Genomic DNA, 22103 nt, shown 5'->3' with positions numbered 1-22103 from the left:
CGAGCGTCTCTCAAAAGGCAGCAAAGGTAAATGAGTTGCACCAATGACTCAAGAGTGTGCAATCTTTCACCAATTGAGTGCAAGACATCGCCGACAAAAGCCGGGATGGGCAACCAGGGGGAAAACGGGGGTTCAAACAGAAGTCAATCTTGGGGTCGCTGACGGCGACCCGCTTGTAAAGAGGAAAACTCAGCTCTTGGTTTGCTTTGGGGTCACAGCTTCCGGCTCATCGCTCGGCTGAATTTGTCCCACCAGCAGCATGGGGGCGGCATCCAACTCTTCGGCATCCATCATGGTGGCAATCCGCTCCACCGCAGACAAGAGCTGGCTCTGCTCCCAGGCCTCCAGCGCCTGATAGCGCTTGATAAAGTGCTCTTGCAAGGGTTTGGGCGCCTGTCCCAACAAGGCAACACCCGACTCACTCAGCAACAGGTGTATCTTGCGCTTATCGGTTTGGCTGCGCTGACGTATGACCAAGTCCTTGGCTTCCAGACGGTCGATGATGGTGGTGACGGTGGCAGGGCTCAGATTGATCTCGGTCGCCACCTGTTTAGCGAGCGGCGATCCCATGGAAGCGATTTTCTGCATCACCATAAGCTGCGGTCCGGTGAGGCCCGAGTGCTTGCTCAGCTGCCTGGAATGCAGGTCGATGGCGCGGATCACTTTGCGCAGCGAGATTAATAACTGCTCATACTTTTCCATGAATACTTCCTACTCACACTGGTTCGAAAAGGGCTACTGAAATCACAGGTAGCCGAAAGGCGCCAGCTTATCAGAAAAGCCCGGCAAACTCATAGCCCATCGACTCAATAGCTGCATTTCCCAAAATGTCAGCACCGCCAAATGCAACTTTGGTTCAACAAATTATTCATCTTTTGTTGATACAAAAACCTCATAGTGCAATCATTAGATAGCTAACAATTAGAGCTCAAATCAATTATCGAGCATTAATTATCAGAAAAGGACTATCCCCATGTCGGCCACCAGCCTGAAGTACAAGAGCGAAGAAAATCCTATTCCACTGAAAGTCATCACAGAGAAGCGGCCATTTTCCAGCCATCAGGCGCTGATGCAGTTTGATGTTGCCAATCGCCCCTGGCGAGAAACCCTGTCGCTGAGCTTTAAGAATGACAAACAACTGTCCCAGGTATTCAACAATATTCGCGCGGTCGATGACCAAGTTTATGAAGTGATTGCCGCCAGGATCACCCCCTATATAGCCCAGCTGATGGACAAATATGATCCCAACTGCCCGATTCGGTTGCAGTACGTCCCTGAGCAAGATGAGTTGGAGGTCGCCCCCCATGAAATGGGCGATCAATTGGCGGAAGATGACATGATGCCGGAAGGCACCTCGATAGTGCACAGGTATCCCAACCGGGTGTTGTTTCTGGTGCATAACATCTGTGGTTCCTATTGCCGCCACTGTACCCGCAAGCGCATGGTGTCCGATCCGCTCAATGTGATCTCCATGGACAGGATCCGTCGTTCGGTGGAGTATCTGCGCCAACATACAGAGGTACAGGACGTGCTCCTGTCGGGTGGCGATCCTTTGCTGCTCACAGATGACAAGCTGGATGAGATTCTGTCGATGATCCGAGAGGCCAGACCGGATCTGAAAATTCTGCGTATCGGCAGCCGTTTATTGGCGCAGCTTCCTACCCGGGTCACCCCCGAGTTGTGCCGGGTACTGAAGCGTAACCGAGTCACACTGATCAACACCCAAGTAAACCACCCCAGAGAAATCACCCCCTTATTCAGCAAACATATCGCCATGCTCAGGGAAACAGGCATCATGCTCGGCAACCAGAGTGTGCTGATCAAAGGCGTCAACGACAGCATAGATACTATGCAGGAACTGGTAATGGAGTTGGTATCCATAGGCATACGTCCCTATTACGTCTATGCCATGGATCCGGCGCCGGGCAACAGCAAGTTTCAGGTCAGTTATCAGCGAATGCTGAAAATCTATCACGGCATCCGCGGCTGGGTATCCGGCCCGGCAATTCCCACCTTTATCGTCGATGGCGTCGGCGGCCTGGGCAAAATGCCGGTGCAGCCGGAATATGTCCGCAGGCAAACAGGCCCGGAAGGCGAGCGTCTGATAGCCACCAACTTTGAGGGGCGCAGCGCCGACGTATCATTCCTGCTACAGGAGTGATCCATGCACCCTTTGGACTATGGAATTTTCCTGGCGTATCTCGTAGGTTTACTGGGATTTGGTTACTTCCATTTCAAACGCCACAGTGACGGCGATGACTACTATCTCGGTGGCCGCAACATCAAAGCCAGGCACGTGGGCTTTTCCATTGCCGCCACGGATGTGGGCGGTGGATTTTCCATAGGTCTTGCCGGTCTCGGCTTCAGTATGGGGCTGGCGGGCAGCTGGCTGCTGTTTACCGGTTTGCTGGGGGCCTGGTTATCTGCTGTGTTTGTTATTCCCAGGGTCAAACGTCTGGAGCAGGGCGAGCGCTTTTATACCTATCCGGATCTGCTCAAGCACAGATTCGGGGCCAGAGTCGCCATGTTGGCCGCCTTGATCTCCTGTATCGGTTATCTGGGGTTTACCGGCGCGCAGATCCTCGCCGGCGCCAAACTGGCGGCCGCCACTCTGTTGCCCAAAGGCTTCGATGCCTTGCCGCCGCTGCAGTTGGCACTCTGGGTCATAGGCGGAACCACCATACTTTACACTGTATTTGGGGGCCTCAAGGCGGTTATCTATACCGACAGCGTTCAGTGGCTCATTTTATTGCTGGGCTTGATTGGCTTTACCCTGCCCTACGCTCTGGTAGAGGTCGGTGGCTGGCAGGGGTTGAGCCGCAATCTGCCGCCGTCCCATATGTCACTGACCGCCATAGATCCCATCACGGCCATCAATTGGCTACTCACCATCACACCTGTGTGGCTGATTGCCATGACTCTCTATCAGCGAATGTTTGCCTGTAAAGATAGCGCCACCGCCAAGCGCGCCTGGTATCTGGCCGGGGTGCTTGAATATCCCCTGATGGCGATATCCGGTGTTTTATTGGGGATGTGCGCCAGAGTCATGTTGCCACATATGGACAGTGAAATGGCGGTGCCGGCGATGATCCGCGATCTCTTGCCAATGGGCTTTACCGGGCTGATTATCGCGGCATACTTTTCCGCCATCATGTCCACCGCGGACAGTTGCCTGATGGCGGCATCCGGCAACCTGACCCAAGATCTGCTCGGGCTGGATCCCAGAGGGAACAACACCCTGAGACTGTCGATGATTGCCACTCTATTGTTAGGGCTGGCGGCCATCTACCTCGCCAGTCAGGCCAGGCAGGTATTGGATGCCATTCTCTATGCTTATGCCTTTATGGTTTCCGGACTGTTTGTCCCGACTCTGGCGGCGCTGTTTTGGCCCAGAGTCAGCTCCACGGCGGCACTTTGCGCCATGTTAGGGGGTGGCCTCACGGCGCTGGCACTACTGACAGAGCTGCTCAAGCTGCCGGATGGCTTGGCTAAACTCGGTCTAGATCCCAGTATCTATGGCATTTTGGTCTCCGCCGGTTTGTTGGTGCTGGTCAATATCATTCACCAACCAGCTCCCAAGCCCCGGCTCACCTCGCATCAGGACAGTTCACACTCATGACCCAAGTTCAATTTGATCAGCAACTCAACTTACTCGGCGCCCACATCCAGCATGGCCCAGCCAATGATCGCATTTATTTAATCTCCCTTGGTAATGCCGAACCCGGTCCTTTACTGGATGCACTGAATGCTATGGCGCTGCAACATGGTTACGGCAAGATCATCGCCAAGTTACCTGAGCACAAGGCCGGTCTGTTTTTGGCATATGGTTTCAGCGAAGAAGCCAGAATCCCCAATTTTTATCAAGGCCGGGACGCCGTATTTCTCGCCCGTTACCAGGACAAAACCAGGCAATTTCGCACCATGCCGGAGTTGGATACCCTGCTGGAGCGCGCCAGGGCGGATATCAAGCCTGAATTCCATTCACCGGCCAAGGTCAGTCGCTGCCAGGCAGAGGACCTACCACAGATGGCCAGGCTCTATAGCGAGGTGTTTCCCAGCTACCCCTTCCCCATTGAAGATCCGGAATTTTTACGGCAGAACATGGCCAGTAATGTCGACTACTTTGGGATCCGCCAACAAGGGCGGCTGATAGCCCTGGCTTCTGCCGAAAAAGATCCCAAGAGTCTCAGTGCAGAGATGACAGATTTCGCCACTTTGCCACAGGCCCGCGGACAGGGCTGCGCCAGAGCCTTGCTGGCACATATGGAACAAGCAATACTCCACCAGGGCTACCGAACCGCCTATACCATAGCCAGAGCCGTTTCCGTTGGTATGAACCGTACCTTTGCCGCAGCAGATTACCGCTATGGCGGCCGTCTGCACCTCAATACCCAAATAGGTGGTCAGATAGAGAGCATGAACCTCTGGCATAAATTACTTGTTTAGCTACCACTTATGTGGTACTTAATGAGTCGGTCTACCACTGAAAGGTTCGATTACCCAATATAAATACGGGTCTTTGTCGAGAGAATTCCATGCTTTCGACTAATAGCCCTCCCCTTGTTAAGGGATAATATGGTGACCGTAGGAACCCTAGCCACCATGGAAGGAAAGGCGTTATCCGCATCTGTGTCATAAAAACAGCTTTTATGTCACTTAGTTTCAGTTCTCTCTTAATTTTCTTTCTTTTTGGCGCGATTCTTGGCGCTACCTCACGCTTTTTGGTCAGATGAGTTGGTAATTTGACATCAAGAGAGATACAGATTTCATTTTCAACAGCATATACAGGTGAACTTATGGCTGCTAAATTCTTTATCCCTTCAGTAAACGTCCTGGGTCAGGGCGCTGTAGACGATGCTATCGGTGATATCCAAACTCTGGGATTCAAACGAGCCCTGATAGTGACAGACAAGCCTCTGGTCAACATAGGTCTGGTAGGACAGATCGCCGAAAAGCTGGGTCAGGCAGGCATTAGCGCCACTGTATTCGATGGCGTTCAACCCAACCCAACCGTTAGCAACGTGGAAGCAGGCCTTGAGTTGTTGCGCGCCAACAACTGTGACTTCGTAATCTCCCTGGGTGGCGGTTCACCACATGATTGCGCCAAGGGTATTGCCCTGGTTGCAGCCAATGGCGGTTCCATCAAAGACTATGAAGGCTTAGATCAGTCGGCCAAACCCCAGTTGCCTTTAGTGGCTATCAATACAACAGCCGGCACCGCCAGTGAAATGACCCGCTTCTGCATCATCACAGATGAAAGCCGCCATATTAAGATGGCCATTGTCGACAAGCACACTACCCCCATCATCTCAGTCAACGACCCAGAGCTGATGCTGAAAAAACCTGCCAGCCTGACCGCGGCAACCGGTATGGATGCCCTGACGCACGCGGTAGAAGCCTATGTTTCCACAGCAGCTAACCCCATCACTGATGCCTGTGCCATCAAGGCTATTGAGCTTATTCACGCCAACCTGGTCAATGCGGTAGAGCATGGTGACAATATCCAGGCCCGTGAGCAGATGGCATACGCCCAGTTCCTCGCCGGTATGGCATTCAACAACGCCAGCCTGGGTTATGTACATGCGATGGCGCACCAGTTAGGTGGTTTCTACGATCTGCCCCATGGCGTTTGTAACGCACTCTTGCTGCCTTATGTGCAGGAATACAATGCTCAAGTGGCGGCACCAAGACTGAAAGATGTTGCCAAAGCCATGGGTGTTGATGTCAGTGCCATGAGTGATGAACAGGGTGCTGCGGCAGCAATCAAGGCGATTAAAGAATTGGCTGCGGCAGTAAAAATCCCTGAAAACCTGACAAAAATCGGAGTAAAAGCCGAAGATATTCCTGTGCTTGCAGATAATGCTCTAAAAGACGCCTGCGGCTTTACCAACCCCAAACAGGCGACTCACGAGGAAATTTGCCAAATTTTCACTAACGCACTTTGATACATTTGTAATATAATTTCAGCGTCCGCTTTTTCCCTGCAATGAGAAAGCTGTACAAGAGGCCCGCTCACCGAGCGGGCCTCTTCTCTTTCTGTCAACACTCTCTTCAAGCTTCCAAGCCCATCAGCTCAGCATTTCGACGGTTATTCGGCAACAGCTAAATTTTGAGATCTGTCCCCGGTTTATTTCTGTCGAATACAGGCTAAATGAGATTAAGAGCAGCAAGCAATAAGGAGTACACCCCCGCGTTTGTAACCCTTGTCACAGTGGCCGATTTTTAGTTCAGCCCCTATGATAAATTCAGGAATCAACCAGGCAGGATCCCTTATGACAGCCATTACCCAGATAATCAATTACACAGTTCGTTGCCCCCACTACCAAGATCAGAGCGCCGAAGCCACATGGCGCAATCACATCGAAATCAATCACTCGGCAGAAATCGCCCTCGACCGACTCAGTAAGTGGCATGCTCACTCAGGTAACAGAGTATTTTGTTTTCAGAACATAGTGGTGCGTAAGGCGGAAAAGGAGGAGGCTTACTTCGCCATGATCAGCGAGAGATTAAAATCCGCCGGCCATGCGCTGATCACGCTTAAAGTGTTTATCGACAAGTGCACCAAAGATACCTCTGTTGAGGAGATAGTTGAGCACATATACCAGGACTGCCAGACTCGCCTGAAAAGCCTGGGTTGAACCGCCCTGGAGCTGATTACCCCTGAGTCAATCAAGCTGCCATAGGCAGACTCTCAATTGGCCGTATTCTTGTCATTGCTGGTAAAGATACGGCCAAACAAGCGCCAGCTCACAAATTTACTACGGACAACGGCGATAGATCACAGATATTCAATTCATTTTGGCACAAATCCGATAGATAATATCATTTTTGAGAAAATCATTTCCTTATTTTTCAAAAGCTAATAAAAGAAAACTCAAACTTACCCCAGATATAAACCATTTTTAGGCCAATTGTTGGCAAACCCTGCCACTGCTAGACTTTCCAGCGCGGGCCAAAGTCTAAAGATCTCAATCATTCAGGCCTTGCGGGGTTGATGCAAATCAGGGCGACCGAGTTCGCCCGCCGGAATAACAGAATTTGTTTTTAAATCTGCAACAGGAAAGCCATTAAATGCACGAGTTAGCCAATATCGTCATCGTCGGCGGCGGCGCCGGTGGTATGGAGATCGCCACCAAACTGGGCCATAAACTGGGCCGCAAAGCCAAAGCCAGAGTCACACTTATCGATGTCGCCGACAGCCATGTCTGGAAACCCCTGCTCCATGAAGTCGCCACAGGCGCATTGGATGTCGGGGTTGATGCCATCAGTTACCGCAGTCACGCTGCCGCTCACGGCTATCACTTTCAGCAAGGCGCCATGACGGACATAGACCGCAAAGCCAAGCAGGTGATACTGGCGCCCATTTGTGATGACAAAGGTGAAGAGCTGTTGCCATCACGGCGCATCGACTATGACTATCTAGTAGTTGCCATCGGCAGTATCGCCAACGACTTCAATATTCCCGGGGTGCGGGAACACTGCGTCTTCCTCGACAACACAGAGCAAGCCATGGCCATCCGCCAGCGTTTGTTGAACAAGTTTATGCGTTATGCCAGCCATCAACAGTTGGATGAGAAGATCAAAATCGCCGTCGTCGGCGCCGGTGCCACCGGAGTGGAGATGTCGGCCGAAATGCATCACGCGGTGGATCAGCTCAAAGGCTTTGGCTACAAGATAGATACCAGCCTGTTGGAAGTCACCCTGATTGAGGCCGACAAACGAATACTGCCCAAGGTGGAAAAGGAAGAGATCTCGGCGGCAGTCGCCAGAGAGCTGAGCACTCTGGGGGTCCGGGTGATGACCAATACCCGTATCACCCAGGTGACAGCCAAGGCGTTGACAACCAGTGAAGGCGAAGAGATCCCGAGCGATATGGTGATCTGGTCCACCGGGGTCAAGGCGCCTGAGTTTCTCCACGGTATTGGCGGCCTGGAAAGCAATCATATCCATCAGCTGCTGGTCAAACCCAATGCCCAAACCACGCTGGATGAGCATATCTTTGCCATTGGAGACTGTGCCGCTTGTCCGCAGCCGGACGGCAGCTGGGTGCCGCCAAGAGGCCAGGCCGCCAGGCAGATGGCCTTGATGACAGCGGATAACATCATAGCCATGCTCAGCGGCAAGACGCCCTCGAAAGAGTACCTTTACAAGGATCTCGGTTCACTGGTGAACCTGTCGCGCTTCCACACGGTCGGCAACCTGATGTCTTTCATTGGCGGAGGCGTCATGGTCGAAGGCAAAATAGCCAGATTTGTCTATACCTCGCTCTATCGCCGCCATTTGATAGAGCTGCACGGCGTGGTCAAGGGCACCCTGCTGATGTTTGCCAAGGGGATAACCCGGATAATCCATCCCCACCTCAAGCTGCATTGATAGAGGGGGCGCCAAGCGCCCCCTCTTTTATTTGTCACGCCGGCGAGGCTATAATCGCTGCAGACTTATTTACCCGTAACAGACGAATTCAGATACTGCCTATGACAGCTCAATCCACCGACTTTTCCAATATCAACCAAAGCAGCGCCCAGTCCTTCAAGGCGCAGAAGAATCTGATCAAACAACTGCTGGCCGGTAAAAAAGTGCCCTGCCCTAAATGCCAACAAGCCTTGAGTGCCGCCCTGCCACCGGCAAAATCCACCTCAGAGCTTGCCAGCATCCGCTGCCCAAAAGGCTGCACAGATATTGAGCTGGAAACCGAACTGCCGGGCAAGTGAGTAAGCCCAATAAAAAAGGACCGCAACAGACGGTGGAAATCATCTGCTGCGGCTGCAAGGCAAAACTGTTCAAATATCGAAAGGGCGGCAAAGGCGCCTTGGTTAAATGTTTTGTCGAACGGATCCTCACAGATCATACGCAAACGCCCTGTACCTGCCCCGGCTGCGGCCAGGTCTTCGCCCGTCAGGCACTGATCCGCGGCGTGCCTGCATTCAAGATTATCGGTGGCAAGGCGCGCATGAATTAGCCCCCTTGTGCGGGCGCCGAGACTTTGCGGCGCAGATAGAAACGGTAGTATCCCAACAGATTGCTGCCGATAAACACAGACTCCATCAATACCGCCATCGGCGAACCCAACAGGATGTTATTCAGCAGCCAGCAACCGCTGCCGACGAACATCAGCTCCCTTAATCCTTTGTCATCACGGCAAAAGGCCGCCCTGGTCTGCAACAAACTGCCGGCCAGACTCAAAAGATCGAGCCATTGATTGAAACTCACGGCCACGGCCGTGACCGAAGCGGCCATAAACAGCCACATCAGACGTCTGTCGACGGTGAAGATACTGACAAAGAATCTGACACTGGCAACCAACATTAAAATGCCCGGGCTCCAGTGGTTGAGCAAGATAAAATGCGCCGCGATCAGCAGGCCCGACACCACCAGACAAGCGAGCACGGCGCGTCTGTGCCTGCACTGGAATGACAAAAGATCGCTAAACAGCGCCAGAGTGACCAACAGCTGTGAAATAACAAAAATGGACAACACAGTATCCCGGAAGATTGAAACCGGCCGCTATTGTGCTGTGCCATTGAGGCGATGGCATTAACTTAGGTTAAGACGCCGGCGAATACGGCTGAGGCTCTCTGGGGTGATGCCGATATAGTTGGCCAACTGCACCTGGCTCAGGGCGCTTATCCAGTGTGGCCAATGATTTTTTAACCACAGGTAGCGCTGCTCTGGCGACTTGAGCAATAGAAAAGCTTCTTTCTGCTCCTTGTAACGCAGCTGGGCACGCAGCAATGAAAGCTCGGCGCGCTGAAACCCGCTAAGCTCAAACAGGCTCAGGGGCACGACCACCAGAGTGCTGTTTTCCAATGCCTCAAGCTGATAACGGGCAGGCTCAGCACTGAGAAAACTGCTGTAAAGCAGACAAAATTCGCCAGGGAAATAGAACTCTTTGCAGCGCTGCTGACCATCACTCAGATAGTGGCTGGCCCGCAGCAGACCATTGAGCAATAAAAAGCCCGACTGCTGTTTGCCACCTTGTGCCAGCAGCACCTCACCTGCCTGACAACTTTTCAGCTGAGCCTTATCCAAGAGTGGCGCCAAAGCACTGGGTTCAAGCCCCAATTCAAGGAAAAAGTCTGTCAGCGCCCGGAAAGCGGCCTGATGAGACATAGATTCATGGCTCATTCAGTCGGGCGCCTATTGGGAAGAAGACGGCAGAATCGAAGTAAGTGTCACAAAGAAAGTGCGTTCCACATACTCGCCCGGCACTTCGGCCATAGATTGCTCCTGGGTGCGGGTCTTCAGCGCCAGAGTCACGCTGTAAGGTGGGTCGAACGGCTCTTTGGGAGTAATGGCTTCAATCTCAATTCGGTCGCCGAGAAACTGGCTGGCCAGATGCGCAATGGCGCCGGTTTGATAGTCGAATCTGAACATGCCCAGGTACCAGAACACACCTGAGCCCTGGGTTGTCACCGCGAACGGAACAACAAACTGCATCGATTCGGCATTGCCGGGCAAGTTTAATGGAGTCAACTTACGGTAATCGAGCAACACCTCCCCACGAACCACTTCATCCTGATATTCGCCAAACGCCAGATGCTGCTCTTCTTTAAAGCCGGTGAGAGTGACTAACTTATTGCTGTCCGGCAAACGGATCCTGAACTGTTCTCGGGTATCCAGGCTGAACAACCTCTGCATCACACCTTGAGCGCCACCATCAAATTCAGCCAATGGACGCACCATATCGTTTTCCCTGACATAGAGGTCATCTTGGGTGAAGTTGAACCTGTAGATCCCAAGCGCAATCACCGCCAGAAACACCAGCCCCAACACTACAGCCACACGAATAAACAGCTTCATAATTCATCCTGTTAACACCAAAAACAACCATATCGGCACATTGAGCTACCTTAACCTCAAAGCCCAATGGCCGCAGCCGGGATCTGAATTCCTGTCAGCCCGGGTTCAGTCAAGAGCGCAACATTTAATATCCGTTGAAACGCCAACCTATGACTGAAGCGGTAACCATCAAAAGTACGTGCCAATGAGTTTCAGCCAACCAGATTCAGTATCATTAATTTATCAAATACAGTAGCAGACAGCTTGGTCATTGAGAACTCAAGTTCGGCAACTGGAGATGCAGCTATTGAGGGCCCAGGCAGTGCATCAATTAACAAAACAAGCGGCTCCGCCAATGACGGAAGGTTACCTTTGCCCAAGATAGAAGGCTCAGGACTCGAGCTCTGCCAGCCACACTTTGAATAAAGCCGCCAGTCTCTGCCTGTCTTTGGCAGAAATGCCCTTGAGCAACTGCTGCTGAGTCGCCATATGAGCAGGCAATGCGGCCTCAACCTTGGCCTTGCCTTCGGCGGTTAATCGTACATTCACCGCCCGGCGATCTTCGGTGCTGTGACTGCGACAAATGAATCCTTTCTGCTCCAGCTTATCCAAACGGCTGGTCATGGCGCCTGAGGTCAGCATCATGCTCTGGTGCAATTGCCCCGGGGTCAGAGTGTATGGCTCACCGCTGCGGCGTAAGGTTGCCAACACATCAAACTCTCCCTGACGCAAGCCAAATTCGCTATGGCAACGGAGGATTTCAGCATCTATATATTTGTAGATCCTGGCCAGGCGGCCAAAGACTTCCATCGGCTGCAGGTCGTCAGTCACCCCGGCGACCAACCACTGACTGACTATGGTATCTACGCCATCCTTGATAGCTGCGGCTTGCGGCTGGTGGGCTTGTGGCTTGTGGGTTTGTGTTTTTAGCTCTTCCTGCGACATAACTATCTCTATAGCAAGATTCTTTATAAGGAATATTATGCCAGCAAGCGGCTATTCCCAAGCCTGAAAAGCAAAAACGCCGCAGAAATCGATTTCTGCGGCGTTTTTAACTGAATCAATCAGTAAAGAGGCGAATTACTCCCCTTATGATTTCTTCACATAACAGCTAAGGATAACGATGCGGGTGCCATTGACCCGACCTTCGATATGCTCAGGGTTATTGGTCAGAGCTATGTTACGCACGGCGGTACCGCGCTTGGCCACAAAGCTGGTGCCTTTCACGTTGAGATCTTTAATGATCACCACGCTATCACCAGCGGCCAACTGAGTGCCATTGCTGTCCAGTGTCGGCGCCGAATCATCGCTCTCGGCCGCCAAAGACTCGGCATCGCCCCAAGCTTTGAGATCGTCTTCCAGATAAAGCATATCCAGCAGATCCTGAGCCCAACTCTCGCCATTGAGGCGCTTGAGCATGCGATAAGCCATGACCTGCACGGCAGGAACCTGACTCCACATACTGTCGTTCAGGCAACGCCAGTGGTTAACATCCATGGTGTCCGGAGCGGTAATCTGGCCTTCACAGGTAGCGCAGATCATAATGTCACTATCGGTGCGATCACCCGAGTGAGGCAGATCATAGACAGACAGAGCGCCTTCGGCTCCACAGAGTTCACATTTCCCGCCACAGCGGCTTTGCAATTCAGTTTCTGAAGTCATCACTAATATTCTTCGGTCAGGCAAAACGCACATTATGCCGCAAAATCAGAGCTTGATCAGTTTTGCAGTTCACAAAAGCACAAAATAACTGGGGTTTTATCAGAAATGATACGCCATACTAAGGCGAATATCCCGTCCCTGAGCCGCAATTCCGTCAGCCAGATGCGGGCTGTAATACTGGTTGGTCAGGTTACGCAGCGCCAGCCTCAGCTCAAGCCCCTGCAACATATTTTCCGGCTGGAAGGCGAGATACAAGTCCTGCAGAAAATAGGCCTGGCTGGGTCTGTCGCTGACAAACAGGCCCTCATCCGGCACCTTCTGCTGCGCATCATACCAACTGCCACGCCAGGAGAGCGACAGCTCAGGAGTCAGGTAATATCCCAGGTGCAGACGCATATTGAGCGGAGGAATGTCTGCCAGGTTTTCATCCCTGCCACTGCTGTCACGCAGGCTGCCGCTGTGCTTGCCGCGGGTATAGGAAGCCGTATAGTCGGCAAACCAATCGTGCCAACGGTATTGAGCCTCGAAATCGCCACCGTAGATATGGTAGCCGTCGAGATTCACATAACCGCTCTCAAATGGCTGACTCTTGTCGACCCAGAGTCCTTTGCGCTGGGCGATATCCTGTTTTCCCTGATTCCAATACAGAGTCAGTTGGGTCGAGAGCCTGTCATCACCGGCGAAGACCCCATCAAAGGCGCTGCTCAGCCCAAGCTTATAGGCGTGCAGCCGCTCGACATCTATCCCGCGACTGGTCGCCTGAGCACTACTGGCCTTGGCATATTGCACCGCGTAAATCTCATCCACCACAGGCGCCTGCAGGCTGTAGGCATAATCCAGGGTCAGCAAGCTGACATCACTGAGACGGTATTCCAGCCCAAGCCTTGGCGACCAACCGCTGTGGCGGGTAGAGGAAAAGTCATGGCCGACACTGGGGTCGTTGTAATCCGGCGCCAGATTGCCATGGCCTATGCTGTAAATACTATCGAACCGCAGCGATGGTTTTAGGATGAAGTTATCCGTCAGGGCAATGCTGTCGCTGATATAAAAGGCGTAGGTATCCTGGCGACCTCCAGGCTGGTAGTAAGGCGTGTACAGGCCGAAGTTTTTCTCCGCCTTGTTCTGATAACTCTTGTTGAATACCAATGAGCGGCGATCGAGCGAGCGATACTGCAGCCCCACAGTCAGCAAGTGGTCACCCAACTGGCTGGTGTTGTTGATATCGATAAAGTCCCTGTCGTATTCGAGCCAGGACTCGTGGCCAAAGTTACCTACAGAAACAAACATCTTATCGAAGGCTATCTGGGGCCTTACCCAGTGCCTGTCGTTACTGCTGCTGGACAGCGCCAATTGCAGATCCCACAGCGGACTGGCCGGTGTATAACGATAGTTGAGTGAAACTGTGCTGTCTTTGTAACTGTTGAGGGCGGTATTGGCGTATTTTGCCGCCTCAAAAGAGCCGTACTTTTTGATATTGAACTCAGATACAGTGGGCATTTCGCCGCGGCGGTTGGCCCAGGGTTTACGGCCTTCATCATCGTAGGAGGTATAGCTCAAAGACAACTTGTGCGCCCCCAGCTCATAATCCAGCTTGGCCAGTAGGTTGTTTTGCCGATAACCTGAGAAACGAAACACCTGGCCGTTGCCCAGCTTAAGATTGCCGGCATCTTTATAGCTGTAGTTAACAAGTGCCGACAGCCCTGAGTTCAAGCGGCCATAAAGCGTACCAGTGTAAGTCTCCAAGCCGTTGTTATCGGCATAGCTGGCCTTGACTCTGGCGCCCAAGCTTTTGCCGTAATCCAGAAAATCATCGGCACTCTTGGTCACCACATACATGGAGCCACCGAAACCACCATTGCCGGAGCGGGGATCGTGGGCGCCCTTGATCACCTCAATTCGCTTGACCATATCCGGGTCGATAAAGAAAGAGCCGTAGCGATACTGTTCAAACCCGACCGGGGCGTTGTCGACATAGACATTGAGATCTTCTGTCTCACCAAAGCCCCAAACATTGATTTTTTCACCGCCGCTGCGGGGGCCGCCATCAAGAGTGATGCCGGGCACAGTGTCCAGCACTTCGGCAAAGTTTCCCGCCTGTTGCTCCTCTATGTCCTCCAATGTCACCAAGGCTTCGCCCGGACGGGTCAGCGTCAGTTCCCGACGAAAAGGCTGGCCACGCACCTCTATGATCTCTATCGCTTCCACCTTAGGTTCACCCAGCACGCTGGTACCACTCTTGGACGGCTGAGAAGTGGCGGCCAGCAAGGGCCAGGGCGCCAAGGCACACAGCAGTAATGGCAGCTTGCCGCTCGGCGCCGTTCGCCGGGATTGTTCGCTTGTCATCTATCATCTCCCCTTAAAAATAAGGCGGCATTATAAGAATCAAGCTGACAAATGAGAATTATTCTCACCGATATTTACACAGGATCCTATTTGGTTATATTTGTTTCAAAAATGTAAAACCACTTGACTCACAACAGGCTTTCACCTGAGATATCGCCGTGAAGAAAATGGAGAACAAAAATGAGCTTCAGCGAACAAGGTTTTGCCTTTCTGACCCGGCTGGAAAACAACAACGACAGGGCCTGGTTCAAGCAACATCAGGATGAGTATGAAACCCTGCTCAGGGGGCCGGCACTGGCGTTTATTGAACAGATGCAGCAGCCTATTCAGGCCTTGTCTCCCAGATTGACAGCGATCGCCAAGAAGGTCGGAGGCAGTTTGATGCGGCCACAGCGGGACACTCGCTTTGGTCACGACAAGTCGCCCTACAAGCTCAATGTCGGGATCCAGTTTCGCCATTTTCAGGGTAAGGATGTCCACGCTCCCGGGTTGTATCTGCATCTGGCCAACGATGGCTGCTTTATCGCTGCCGGGATCTGGCGCCCCGAATCCAAGGTGCTCGGCGCCATCAGACAATGTATCGACGACAACCCACGCGCCTACAGCAAGGCGTTGGAGGAATTACAGCGTCATGGGTTTACGATGGACGGTGACAGCCTGGTGCGGCCACCCAAGGGGTTCGATAAAAGCCACCCATTGATAAACGAGTTGAAACGCAAAGACTTTGTGGCGCTTAAGATGCTGACAAAAGAGCAGGTTTGTCGCAGCGATTTTGTCGACTTCTGTGCTAGTGAGTTCCAACACACCCAGGCGTTGATGCGCTATCTGTGCTTTGCCCTGGACTTGGATTATTGATGTCTGTTCCTGGATTATTGATTGCCGTACCCGAGCTTAAACTGCCCAGGTAGAATCTGGTTCAACGTCCAAGCTGAGTGCGCATCACGCTCAGCGCCTGCTGCAACTCCTGATGCAAACCGGCCTTGCCGAGCACCCGAATCCCCTGCAATTGCAGCAGTAACCATGCCGCGAGCGCCTCGGTATTGTCGCTGTTAAGCTCGCCGCACTCTCTGGCGTGGGTCAGCGCCTTGGCAAACGCCTCCTTGATGGAGTCAAACAAGTGCCGACTCTCTTGCTGTACGACAGCATCCTCCAAGCTCATCTCCAGCAGCGCATTTTGCAGGAAACAGCCGTATTTTTGCTCTCGCTGCAGGGCCACAAACTGCTCAAGATAATCAATTACCTGCTGTAACCCTGCGCCTTCGGCGCGCAGGCTGTCGAGCGATGGTAAAGAGTTTTGCTGCAGATACAGACGCAGCGCCTCCCGGTACAGATTCAGCTTGTCGCCATAGGTGTTATAGAGACTGAATCTGTTGATCCCCAGATGCTCGACCAGATCCGCCACTGAGGTGGCGGCATAACCCTTTTGCCAAAAGAGCTCCATTGCCAATTTCAGCTTATCTTGCCGGTCAAAATTGCAACTTCTTGCCATACTGCTCCCAAGCGTTTCCAGCGAATGACGTGCTGTATATTTAGCCAAATTAATTCTTGACTGATCGTTCTGATATCCCTAAAGTCTAACCTAAACGATCGTTCCGAAAAAGATTTGAATACATTTTCCTGAAACCAAACCAGGAAAAATAACTAACCCAGGGGCAAAACGGCCCAAGACAGATGGAGAAAGATAGATGAAGCTGTATGAACTCGGACCCACCCCAAGTGCCCGCAGAGTCAGTATTTTCATGGCGGAGAAAGGCATAGATATCGAGCGGGTAAACGTCGATCTTCGCGGCGGAGAAAATCTCTCGGCCGAATTCAAGGCCAAGAGTATCAATGGCCGCATTCCGCTGCTGGAGCTGGATGATGGCAGTTATCTGTGCGAGTCTGTGGCCATCTGCCGTTATCTCGACGAGCTGTTCCCTACCGAGCTCAAGCTCTTTGGTAGCACGCCGCTGGAGCGAGCAAAGGTGGAGATGTGGCAGCGCATCGTTGAACTGCAGGGATTGTTACCTGCCTTTCAGGCATTTCGCAATATCAGCGGCATCTACAGCGACCGGGAAACCTGCATTCAAGATTGGGGCGAAGAATCCCGCAAGCGCCTGGAATCTTTCCTGCCTCTGCTGGAGCAGCGCCTGAGTGAATCCCCCTATCTGGCCGGTGAAAACTACTCCATTGCCGATATCACCGCTTATATCTTATTGGGATTCATCAAAAATCTGCAGATTTCACTGCAGCCTTTCCGTGTGCTGCAGAGCTGGTATGAGCAAACCGGACAACGCCCGGCAATGAGCCAGCCAAAACAAGGATAAAAGCAAGGATAAAATCTAGGAGACACACATGATTGAACTCTATACCGCCGCCACCCCCAACGGCTTTAAAATCAGTATTGCCCTGGAAGAGATGGGCTTGCCCTACCGGGTACACCATCTGGATCTCAGTGCCAATGAACAGAAACAACCCGAGTTTTTAGCCATCAATCCCAACGGCCGGATCCCGGCCATCATAGACAGGGATAACGATGATTTCGTGGTGTTTGAATCCGGTGCTATCTTGCTTTACTTGGCTGAAAAAACAGGGAAATTCTTACCTGTAGATGCCAAGAAGCGCTCCCAGGTCATCCAATGGCTGATGTTCCAGATGGGCGGCGTAGGCCCCATGATGGGACAAGCCAATGTGTTCTACCGTTATTTTCCGGAGAAGATCCCGGCCGCGATAGAGCGTTATCAAAAAGAGGGCCGGCGTCTGTTTGAGGTGATGGATAATCAGTTGGCCAAACATGCCTATCTGGCCGGTGATGAGTACAGCATAGCCGATATGGCCACCTGGCCCTGGGTACGGATTTACGACTGGAGCGGCATAGATATTCAAGGCCTGCCTCATCTGCAACGTTGGCTCGATACGCTGGCCCAGCGCCCGGCCTGTCAAAAAGGCATAGTCACCCCTGAGTCCAGGGACCAGTTAAGCGATGAAGACAGGGCCAAACAGATAGCGCAAATGGTTACCCGCTAAGTCTGAGTCGTGTGGTAACCATTAGCAAACATTAGCAAAACAAGGTGCCGGGGACAGGCCGCGGCACTTCTGTTAATATTGGCGCCATTGCTATCCCTACTTGATGCAGAGAAACCTTTGACCGCGCCAAGCCCTTCATTGACTCCGGCCCAAAAACGTGCCGCCAGTTATGCCAACACCATCAACACACTGTTCACCGAAATCCTCGACAGTCGCCAGAGTGCCGATCGGGTGCTGGCGAACTATTTCCGCAGCAACAAGAAACACGGCTCCAAGGACAGAAAGGTCATTCGGGAGACCCTGTTTGCCCTGTTTCGTTGGTGGGGTTGGTTGCAACAGCTTGAGAATGGCGATGAGCAAAGCCTGTGGTTCCAGCGCCTGGCATTGGCGGCGGCGATAGAAGCCCACCCTTGGACGGACATTGTTTGTGCCTGGCAGCAACAAGCCGGCAAGTCATTCGCCCTGCCTGAGCAGGCTCTGGCCCCCAAAGCCGCCGCCGCATTGGTATTCAAGGTCTCTGGCCGACATGTCTTGGCAAAAGACCTGGCGCCGGACTGGTTCTGGCAGGCCGTGGCGCCGCTGCCAGAGGCCCGGGAAGAGCTGCTGATAGACGCGCTTTGCAGCCGCCCCCCCATCTGGGCCAGGGTGCAGAATATGCCGCTGTCCAAGGCCGTGGCCGAACTCAGAAGCGCCGGAGTCGATGCTAGCGCCGCTCCCGTCTTCAATGACGCCATCAGCCTTGGCAGCAAGAGTATCAACCTCAATGAAATCAGACTCTATAAGGAAGGGTTTATTGAAGTGCAGGATCTGGCCTCCCAGGTCATAGGCCAGGTTTGCGCCCCAAGAGCCAATGAAAACTGGTGGGACGCCTGCTCCGGCGCCGGTGGCAAGAGCCTGCAACTCAGTTCGCTGATGCAGCAAGATAGTGCCGCCAAAGGCGTTTTTGGCACTATTACCGCCTCGGATATCCGCCCGGCTGCGCTCAATGAACTGGAAAAACGCGCCAAACGCGCCGGTTTCAACATCAAGGTTGCGCCTTGGCGCAGCGATGCCCTGCCGGTTGCCAGAGAAACCTTCGACGGCGTGCTGGTCGATGCCCCCTGCAGCTGCACCGGCACCTGGCGCCGAAATCCGGACATGCGCTGGCTGGATGACAGCCAGGCCATCAGCGATAAACCCGCGCTGCAGCTCGACATACTCAGCCGCGCCTGCGATGCGGTCAAGCCAGGTGGCACTTTGGTTTACGCCACCTGCTCACTGGCGGACAGCGAAAACCGCCAGGTGGTCGATGCCTTCCTGGCCAAGCGACCCGAGTTTACTCTAGAAACGCTCAGCCACCCATTCAGCGGTGAACAGACGCAGTATTTGACGATTTGGCCCTTTGAAGCCAATGCCGATGGGATGTTTGTTGTTCGTTTTCGTAAACAAGGCTAGCAAGAGTCAGGTTAATGCCCGAAGGGAATCGGGACAGGGAATCGGGGACAGACATGCAATAATTTTTACCTTGAGACGCTAAATTTCTCACTTTAGCTTAACCGGCGCTTTAGGTAAAAAGGAGCGGTGCAACCTATTATGCACTGTGTTATTGGAAATGGACCATGTCAAACCACTATGATTTCGATGACAACGATGCTCCATGGGGAGATCATGTCAGAGGTAAGCAAAAGAACAAACGGGTCAAACAACGCCGCCGGGACAGCAAGAGACGTTATCCGGACGAATATATGGAGCCTGAGTTCCTCAGAGATAAATGGAAATAATCTTGGCTTAATCTCAAGAAAACCAATCAACAACAAAGGGGCTTAGGAAAGGGCGAATAAGCTGCGAATAAGCCCCATTTGTGCACTGCGTCAACTCACCTGTCTAGGCTACGCCAATTTGCAACAACGCCAGCGGCGGCTCCGAAGGGGGTATTGGTGCAATTCTGTTAGCCCTAAGTAGCTTGAAACCTCTGAAGTGTCCGCAGACATACACCTCATTTCCAGGCACAGGCGAAACTGTGACCATCGAAAACAGGGACGTTTTCGTCGAGGCTACATGGACGTATTCACGCCATGTCACAGGATCGCCTGTGCGAAAGGCGCACCGCAGGTGATTGGCGGCTGCTTAGCCAGAAGCTAAGACCTAGTTTATTGATGAGTTTTGGCTTAAAGCCATGATAGCCGCTGTGCCAGCGGCCTAAAGTCGTGGAGCTTCGCCCCACACCCGACCAAGAGAGGATCTACAGCAATCCCCTCTTGGATCTCCCTTGCCGCCCCCACACGGTGTCGAAAGCCCCTCGGCCTAATGGCGCAAATAACTACTGCTTCAGACGCTCATCCCTGATTCGACTGGCGCTGCTTCGGCATCCATGCCTCAGCCACGTTATTTGCGCCAACGGCTTTCGGAATAAAAAATGGACACCCAGCATTAATGGCGTGGTAGTTAGCTTCCGACTATGCTTTGTTTAAGCATTTAACAAGGAGGTTATTATGCCGCGCCCTCGCCGAACTCAAATCAGCCTTGAAGATACGCCTTACTATCACTGTTGCAGCCGCGTGGTGCGGCGAGCCTTTCTGTGTGGTGATGATGCCTACTCAGGTAAGAATTATGACCACCGCCGTGGTTGGGTCGAATCGTTACTGTTTGAACTGGAAGCCGTTTTTGCTATTGATGTGGCGGCATTCGCCATCATGAGTAATCATCTGCATCTGGTGTTGCATATTGATATAGAGACAGCAAACCGATGGACAGACAGAGAAGTGCTTGAGCAATGGCATAAGCTGTTTAAAGGTGACGAGTTAACCCACAAATTCACCCAGGGTGAGCTGATTGAAGCGTATGAAGTGCCTAGGCTGAAGCATACTATCGCGATTTTTCGCAGCAGGTTATGTGACATCAGTTGGTTCATGCGTTGTCTCAACGAACCGATAGCGCGTCAAGCCAATCAGGAAGATAACTGTACCGGCCGATTCTATTCGCCGCCATCCCTGGCGCTCTCCCTGCGGGCCAGCTAAAGCTGTTCAAATTTATTCCGGATAAATTTGTGGGAAGGAAGATTTAAGTCGCAAGCCTTACTGGATGAAGCCGCGGTGTTAACCTGCATGGCTTACGTTGACCTCAATCCCATCAGAGCCAAGATGGCGGATACGCCTGAGCAGTCGGCGCATACCAGCATTCGACTACGTATTCAGGCAGCATTGAAATGCGAACAACCCGCCAGGTTACTGCCCTTTATCGGTAATGAATGCGATAACCAGCCCAGTGGTATTACGTTTGGGCTCAAGGATTATCTTGAATTGGTGGATGATACCGGGCGCTGTATTCGCAATGATAAACGTGGCGCGATAGGTGAAAAGAGTGCCAAGCTACTGACGCGGTTGAATATCCCTCATGAGAACTGGCTCAAGCTTACCACTGAATTTGGAAGACTATTTCGTGGACCGGTAGGCACCTTGCAAGAGCTCAGCTGTTACTGCGAACATTTGGAGAAGCGACGACGGCATTTTGCAACCAGTTGCCAGTACTTTCAAACGGCCTGAACCCCACTCTATCTCAACCGCAGTCATTGAAATCCCCTGAACCATGGGTGGGGCTAGCACGGCTCAAATCTCACATTTTTGCGTGAAATCGGTTCGATTTCATCAAACCTCTGCAACTCACGGATATCTTTCTACCTCCGGGTGCTCAAATCCCCTAGCGGTGCTTGAACGCAGACCGAAAGAAGATTAAGTTATTGTTTTAAAGTGGGTGGCTTGATTTTTTTGCAAACCCACTTTTAAGCTTGTTTAGTTAGCTTATTTAACTCTAACATATCGACTTTAGGTGTCAGTATATCTTCAAGATCGGAGTATCCGTCACTTTCATCTTCCTGCATTAAGGCCGCAGCATCTACAACCTCTCTAAGGCTTGGTTCCAACTCATCCCTGTCAATAATTGGAATACGTCCGAGTTTTTCTATCAATTTAGTTTTGCTAATCCATCCTTTCTTGAAAAGCATTAAAATTATCAGCACTTCTTTTTTCGTAGTTATATTAAGCTCTTCCGTTAAACTAACAAATACTAGATTTACTATACTCTCTACTGACGGTTCAGCTAAAAATGTAACGAGTGCGCTTTCTAGACTGTCATTTAATTCAACACCACTACTAATAATGTCCATTCCTTTTTCTTTTAAGCTTTCAAAAGTAATGTCATTCTCAGCTATTGATGTCCAAACATGATCTAAAATGGTCATTTCATTCTCTCGCGTTTCATTACGTTTCATTTTTTTTGAAGGTTACAGGCGGCGTTGTTGCCTAAATAAGCGGAACCTTTTTCGCTTTCCATGATCT

22 protein-coding genes and 1 pseudogene are annotated in these 22103 nt (G+C 52.1%); 14 read left to right on the top strand and 9 right to left on the bottom strand.

Annotated features, from left to right (window positions below; translation table 11 throughout):
* Positions 1 to 189: 189 nt before the first annotated feature.
* A complete protein-coding gene (locus tag RC73_RS11365; RefSeq protein ID WP_039034750.1) occupies positions 190 to 702 on the bottom strand; it encodes a MarR family winged helix-turn-helix transcriptional regulator in 513 nt (170 codons plus the stop codon).
* Positions 703 to 973: 271 nt separating this feature from the next.
* On the opposite strand from RC73_RS11365, the gene RC73_RS11360 reads away from it, so the two are divergent.
* From RC73_RS11360 to RC73_RS11325, 8 genes are all read left to right on the top strand, one after another.
* Positions 974 to 2161 carry a KamA family radical SAM protein gene (locus RC73_RS11360; RefSeq protein ID WP_052248149.1) on the top strand — a complete coding sequence of 396 codons (1188 nt, stop codon included), beginning with the start codon at positions 974 to 976 and terminating at the stop codon, positions 2159 to 2161.
* 3 nt (positions 2162 to 2164) lie between these two features.
* Positions 2165 to 3619 (top strand): sodium:solute symporter family protein, encoded by a 1455-nt coding sequence (locus tag RC73_RS11355; RefSeq protein WP_039034749.1) that lies wholly within the window; start codon positions 2165 to 2167, stop codon positions 3617 to 3619.
* Positions 3616 to 4446, top strand: a complete 831-nt coding sequence (ablB, locus tag RC73_RS11350) for a putative beta-lysine N-acetyltransferase (RefSeq protein WP_039034748.1) — start codon at positions 3616 to 3618, stop codon at positions 4444 to 4446. The genes RC73_RS11355 and ablB overlap by 4 nt, the downstream gene beginning before the upstream one ends.
* Positions 4447 to 4796: 350 nt before the next feature.
* A complete protein-coding gene (gene yiaY, locus RC73_RS11345) occupies positions 4797 to 5945 on the top strand; it encodes an L-threonine dehydrogenase (RefSeq protein ID WP_039034747.1) in 1149 nt (382 codons plus the stop codon).
* A 327-nt stretch (positions 5946 to 6272) separates the two neighbouring features.
* Complete coding sequence (locus RC73_RS11340) at positions 6273 to 6638, top strand: hypothetical protein (RefSeq protein ID WP_039034746.1); 366 nt, start codon at positions 6273 to 6275, stop codon at positions 6636 to 6638.
* Positions 6639 to 7071: 433 nt separating this feature from the next.
* Positions 7072 to 8373 (top strand): NAD(P)/FAD-dependent oxidoreductase, encoded by a 1302-nt coding sequence (locus RC73_RS11335; protein ID WP_025889419.1) that lies wholly within the window; start codon positions 7072 to 7074, stop codon positions 8371 to 8373.
* Positions 8374 to 8474: 101 nt separating this feature from the next.
* On the top strand, positions 8475 to 8711 hold the full coding sequence (locus RC73_RS11330; RefSeq protein WP_039034745.1) for a hypothetical protein: 237 nt from the start codon (positions 8475 to 8477) through the stop codon (positions 8709 to 8711).
* Entirely contained in the window at positions 8708 to 8959 is a 252-nt protein-coding gene (locus RC73_RS11325) for a hypothetical protein (RefSeq protein ID WP_028778989.1), read from the top strand. Before RC73_RS11330 ends, RC73_RS11325 begins: the two co-directional genes overlap by 4 nt.
* Here the strand turns inward: RC73_RS11325 and RC73_RS11320 are convergent.
* The 6 genes from RC73_RS11320 to RC73_RS11295 form a co-directional block, all read right to left on the bottom strand.
* Entirely contained in the window at positions 8956 to 9474 is a 519-nt protein-coding gene (locus tag RC73_RS11320; protein WP_152608437.1) for a YgjV family protein, read from the bottom strand. The two genes, RC73_RS11325 and RC73_RS11320, sit on opposite strands and share 4 nt — an antisense overlap.
* Positions 9475 to 9534: 60 nt before the next feature.
* Positions 9535 to 10125 (bottom strand): Crp/Fnr family transcriptional regulator, encoded by a 591-nt coding sequence (locus RC73_RS11315; RefSeq protein ID WP_101096118.1) that lies wholly within the window; start codon positions 10123 to 10125, stop codon positions 9535 to 9537.
* 12 nt (positions 10126 to 10137) lie between these two features.
* Entirely contained in the window at positions 10138 to 10800 is a 663-nt protein-coding gene (locus RC73_RS11310; protein WP_039034743.1) for a hypothetical protein, read from the bottom strand.
* Between the two features lie 369 nt (positions 10801 to 11169).
* Positions 11170 to 11724: a MarR family winged helix-turn-helix transcriptional regulator gene (locus RC73_RS11305; RefSeq protein ID WP_039034742.1), complete on the bottom strand. Its 555-nt coding sequence runs from the start codon at positions 11722 to 11724 to the stop codon at positions 11170 to 11172.
* A 144-nt stretch (positions 11725 to 11868) separates the two neighbouring features.
* On the bottom strand, positions 11869 to 12441 hold the full coding sequence (locus RC73_RS11300; protein ID WP_039034741.1) for a PhnA domain-containing protein: 573 nt from the start codon (positions 12439 to 12441) through the stop codon (positions 11869 to 11871).
* Positions 12442 to 12540: 99 nt separating this feature from the next.
* Complete coding sequence (locus RC73_RS11295) at positions 12541 to 14784, bottom strand: TonB-dependent receptor domain-containing protein (RefSeq protein ID WP_052248148.1); 2244 nt, start codon at positions 14782 to 14784, stop codon at positions 12541 to 12543.
* Positions 14785 to 14964: 180 nt separating this feature from the next.
* Here RC73_RS11295 and RC73_RS11290 point away from each other — a divergent pair, with 180 nt between their 5' ends.
* Positions 14965 to 15639, top strand: coding sequence for a DUF2461 domain-containing protein (locus RC73_RS11290; RefSeq protein ID WP_039034740.1), 675 nt, complete (start codon positions 14965 to 14967; stop codon positions 15637 to 15639).
* Between the two features lie 61 nt (positions 15640 to 15700).
* On the opposite strand, the gene RC73_RS11285 is transcribed toward RC73_RS11290, so the two are convergent.
* Positions 15701 to 16273 (bottom strand): TetR/AcrR family transcriptional regulator, encoded by a 573-nt coding sequence (locus tag RC73_RS11285; RefSeq protein ID WP_039034739.1) that lies wholly within the window; start codon positions 16271 to 16273, stop codon positions 15701 to 15703.
* Positions 16274 to 16469: 196 nt separating this feature from the next.
* Between RC73_RS11285 and RC73_RS11280 the strand changes: the two genes are divergently transcribed.
* The 5 genes and pseudogenes from RC73_RS11280 (at position 16470) to RC73_RS11260 (ending at position 21311) form a co-directional block, all read left to right on the top strand.
* Positions 16470 to 17090, top strand: coding sequence for a glutathione S-transferase family protein (locus RC73_RS11280; RefSeq protein ID WP_039034738.1), 621 nt, complete (start codon positions 16470 to 16472; stop codon positions 17088 to 17090).
* Positions 17091 to 17118: 28 nt separating this feature from the next.
* Positions 17119 to 17790 carry a glutathione S-transferase family protein gene (locus RC73_RS11275; protein WP_039034737.1) on the top strand — a complete coding sequence of 224 codons (672 nt, stop codon included), beginning with the start codon at positions 17119 to 17121 and terminating at the stop codon, positions 17788 to 17790.
* Between the two features lie 117 nt (positions 17791 to 17907).
* Entirely contained in the window at positions 17908 to 19224 is a 1317-nt protein-coding gene (locus tag RC73_RS11270) for an RsmB/NOP family class I SAM-dependent RNA methyltransferase (RefSeq protein WP_039034736.1), read from the top strand.
* Positions 19225 to 19388: 164 nt separating this feature from the next.
* Positions 19389 to 19550 (top strand): hypothetical protein, encoded by a 162-nt coding sequence (locus tag RC73_RS11265; RefSeq protein ID WP_037437387.1) that lies wholly within the window; start codon positions 19389 to 19391, stop codon positions 19548 to 19550.
* A 711-nt stretch (positions 19551 to 20261) separates the two neighbouring features.
* Positions 20262 to 21311: pseudogene (locus tag RC73_RS11260) on the top strand (transposase).
* Positions 21312 to 21547: 236 nt separating this feature from the next.
* On the opposite strand, the gene RC73_RS11255 reads toward RC73_RS11260, so the two are convergent.
* The gene (locus RC73_RS11255) at positions 21548 to 22036 is read right to left on the bottom strand and encodes a hypothetical protein (RefSeq protein ID WP_117199956.1); all 489 of its coding nucleotides are present in this window, start codon (positions 22034 to 22036) and stop codon (positions 21548 to 21550) included.
* Positions 22037 to 22103: the final 67 nt, after the last annotated feature.

This window comes from Shewanella sp. ECSMB14102 (assembly GCF_000813075.1).
GTDB lineage: Bacteria > Pseudomonadota > Gammaproteobacteria > Enterobacterales > Shewanellaceae > Shewanella > Shewanella indica.
Note: the sequence above shows the minus strand (reverse complement) of the source record. Positions and strands in the feature narration are given on the sequence as shown.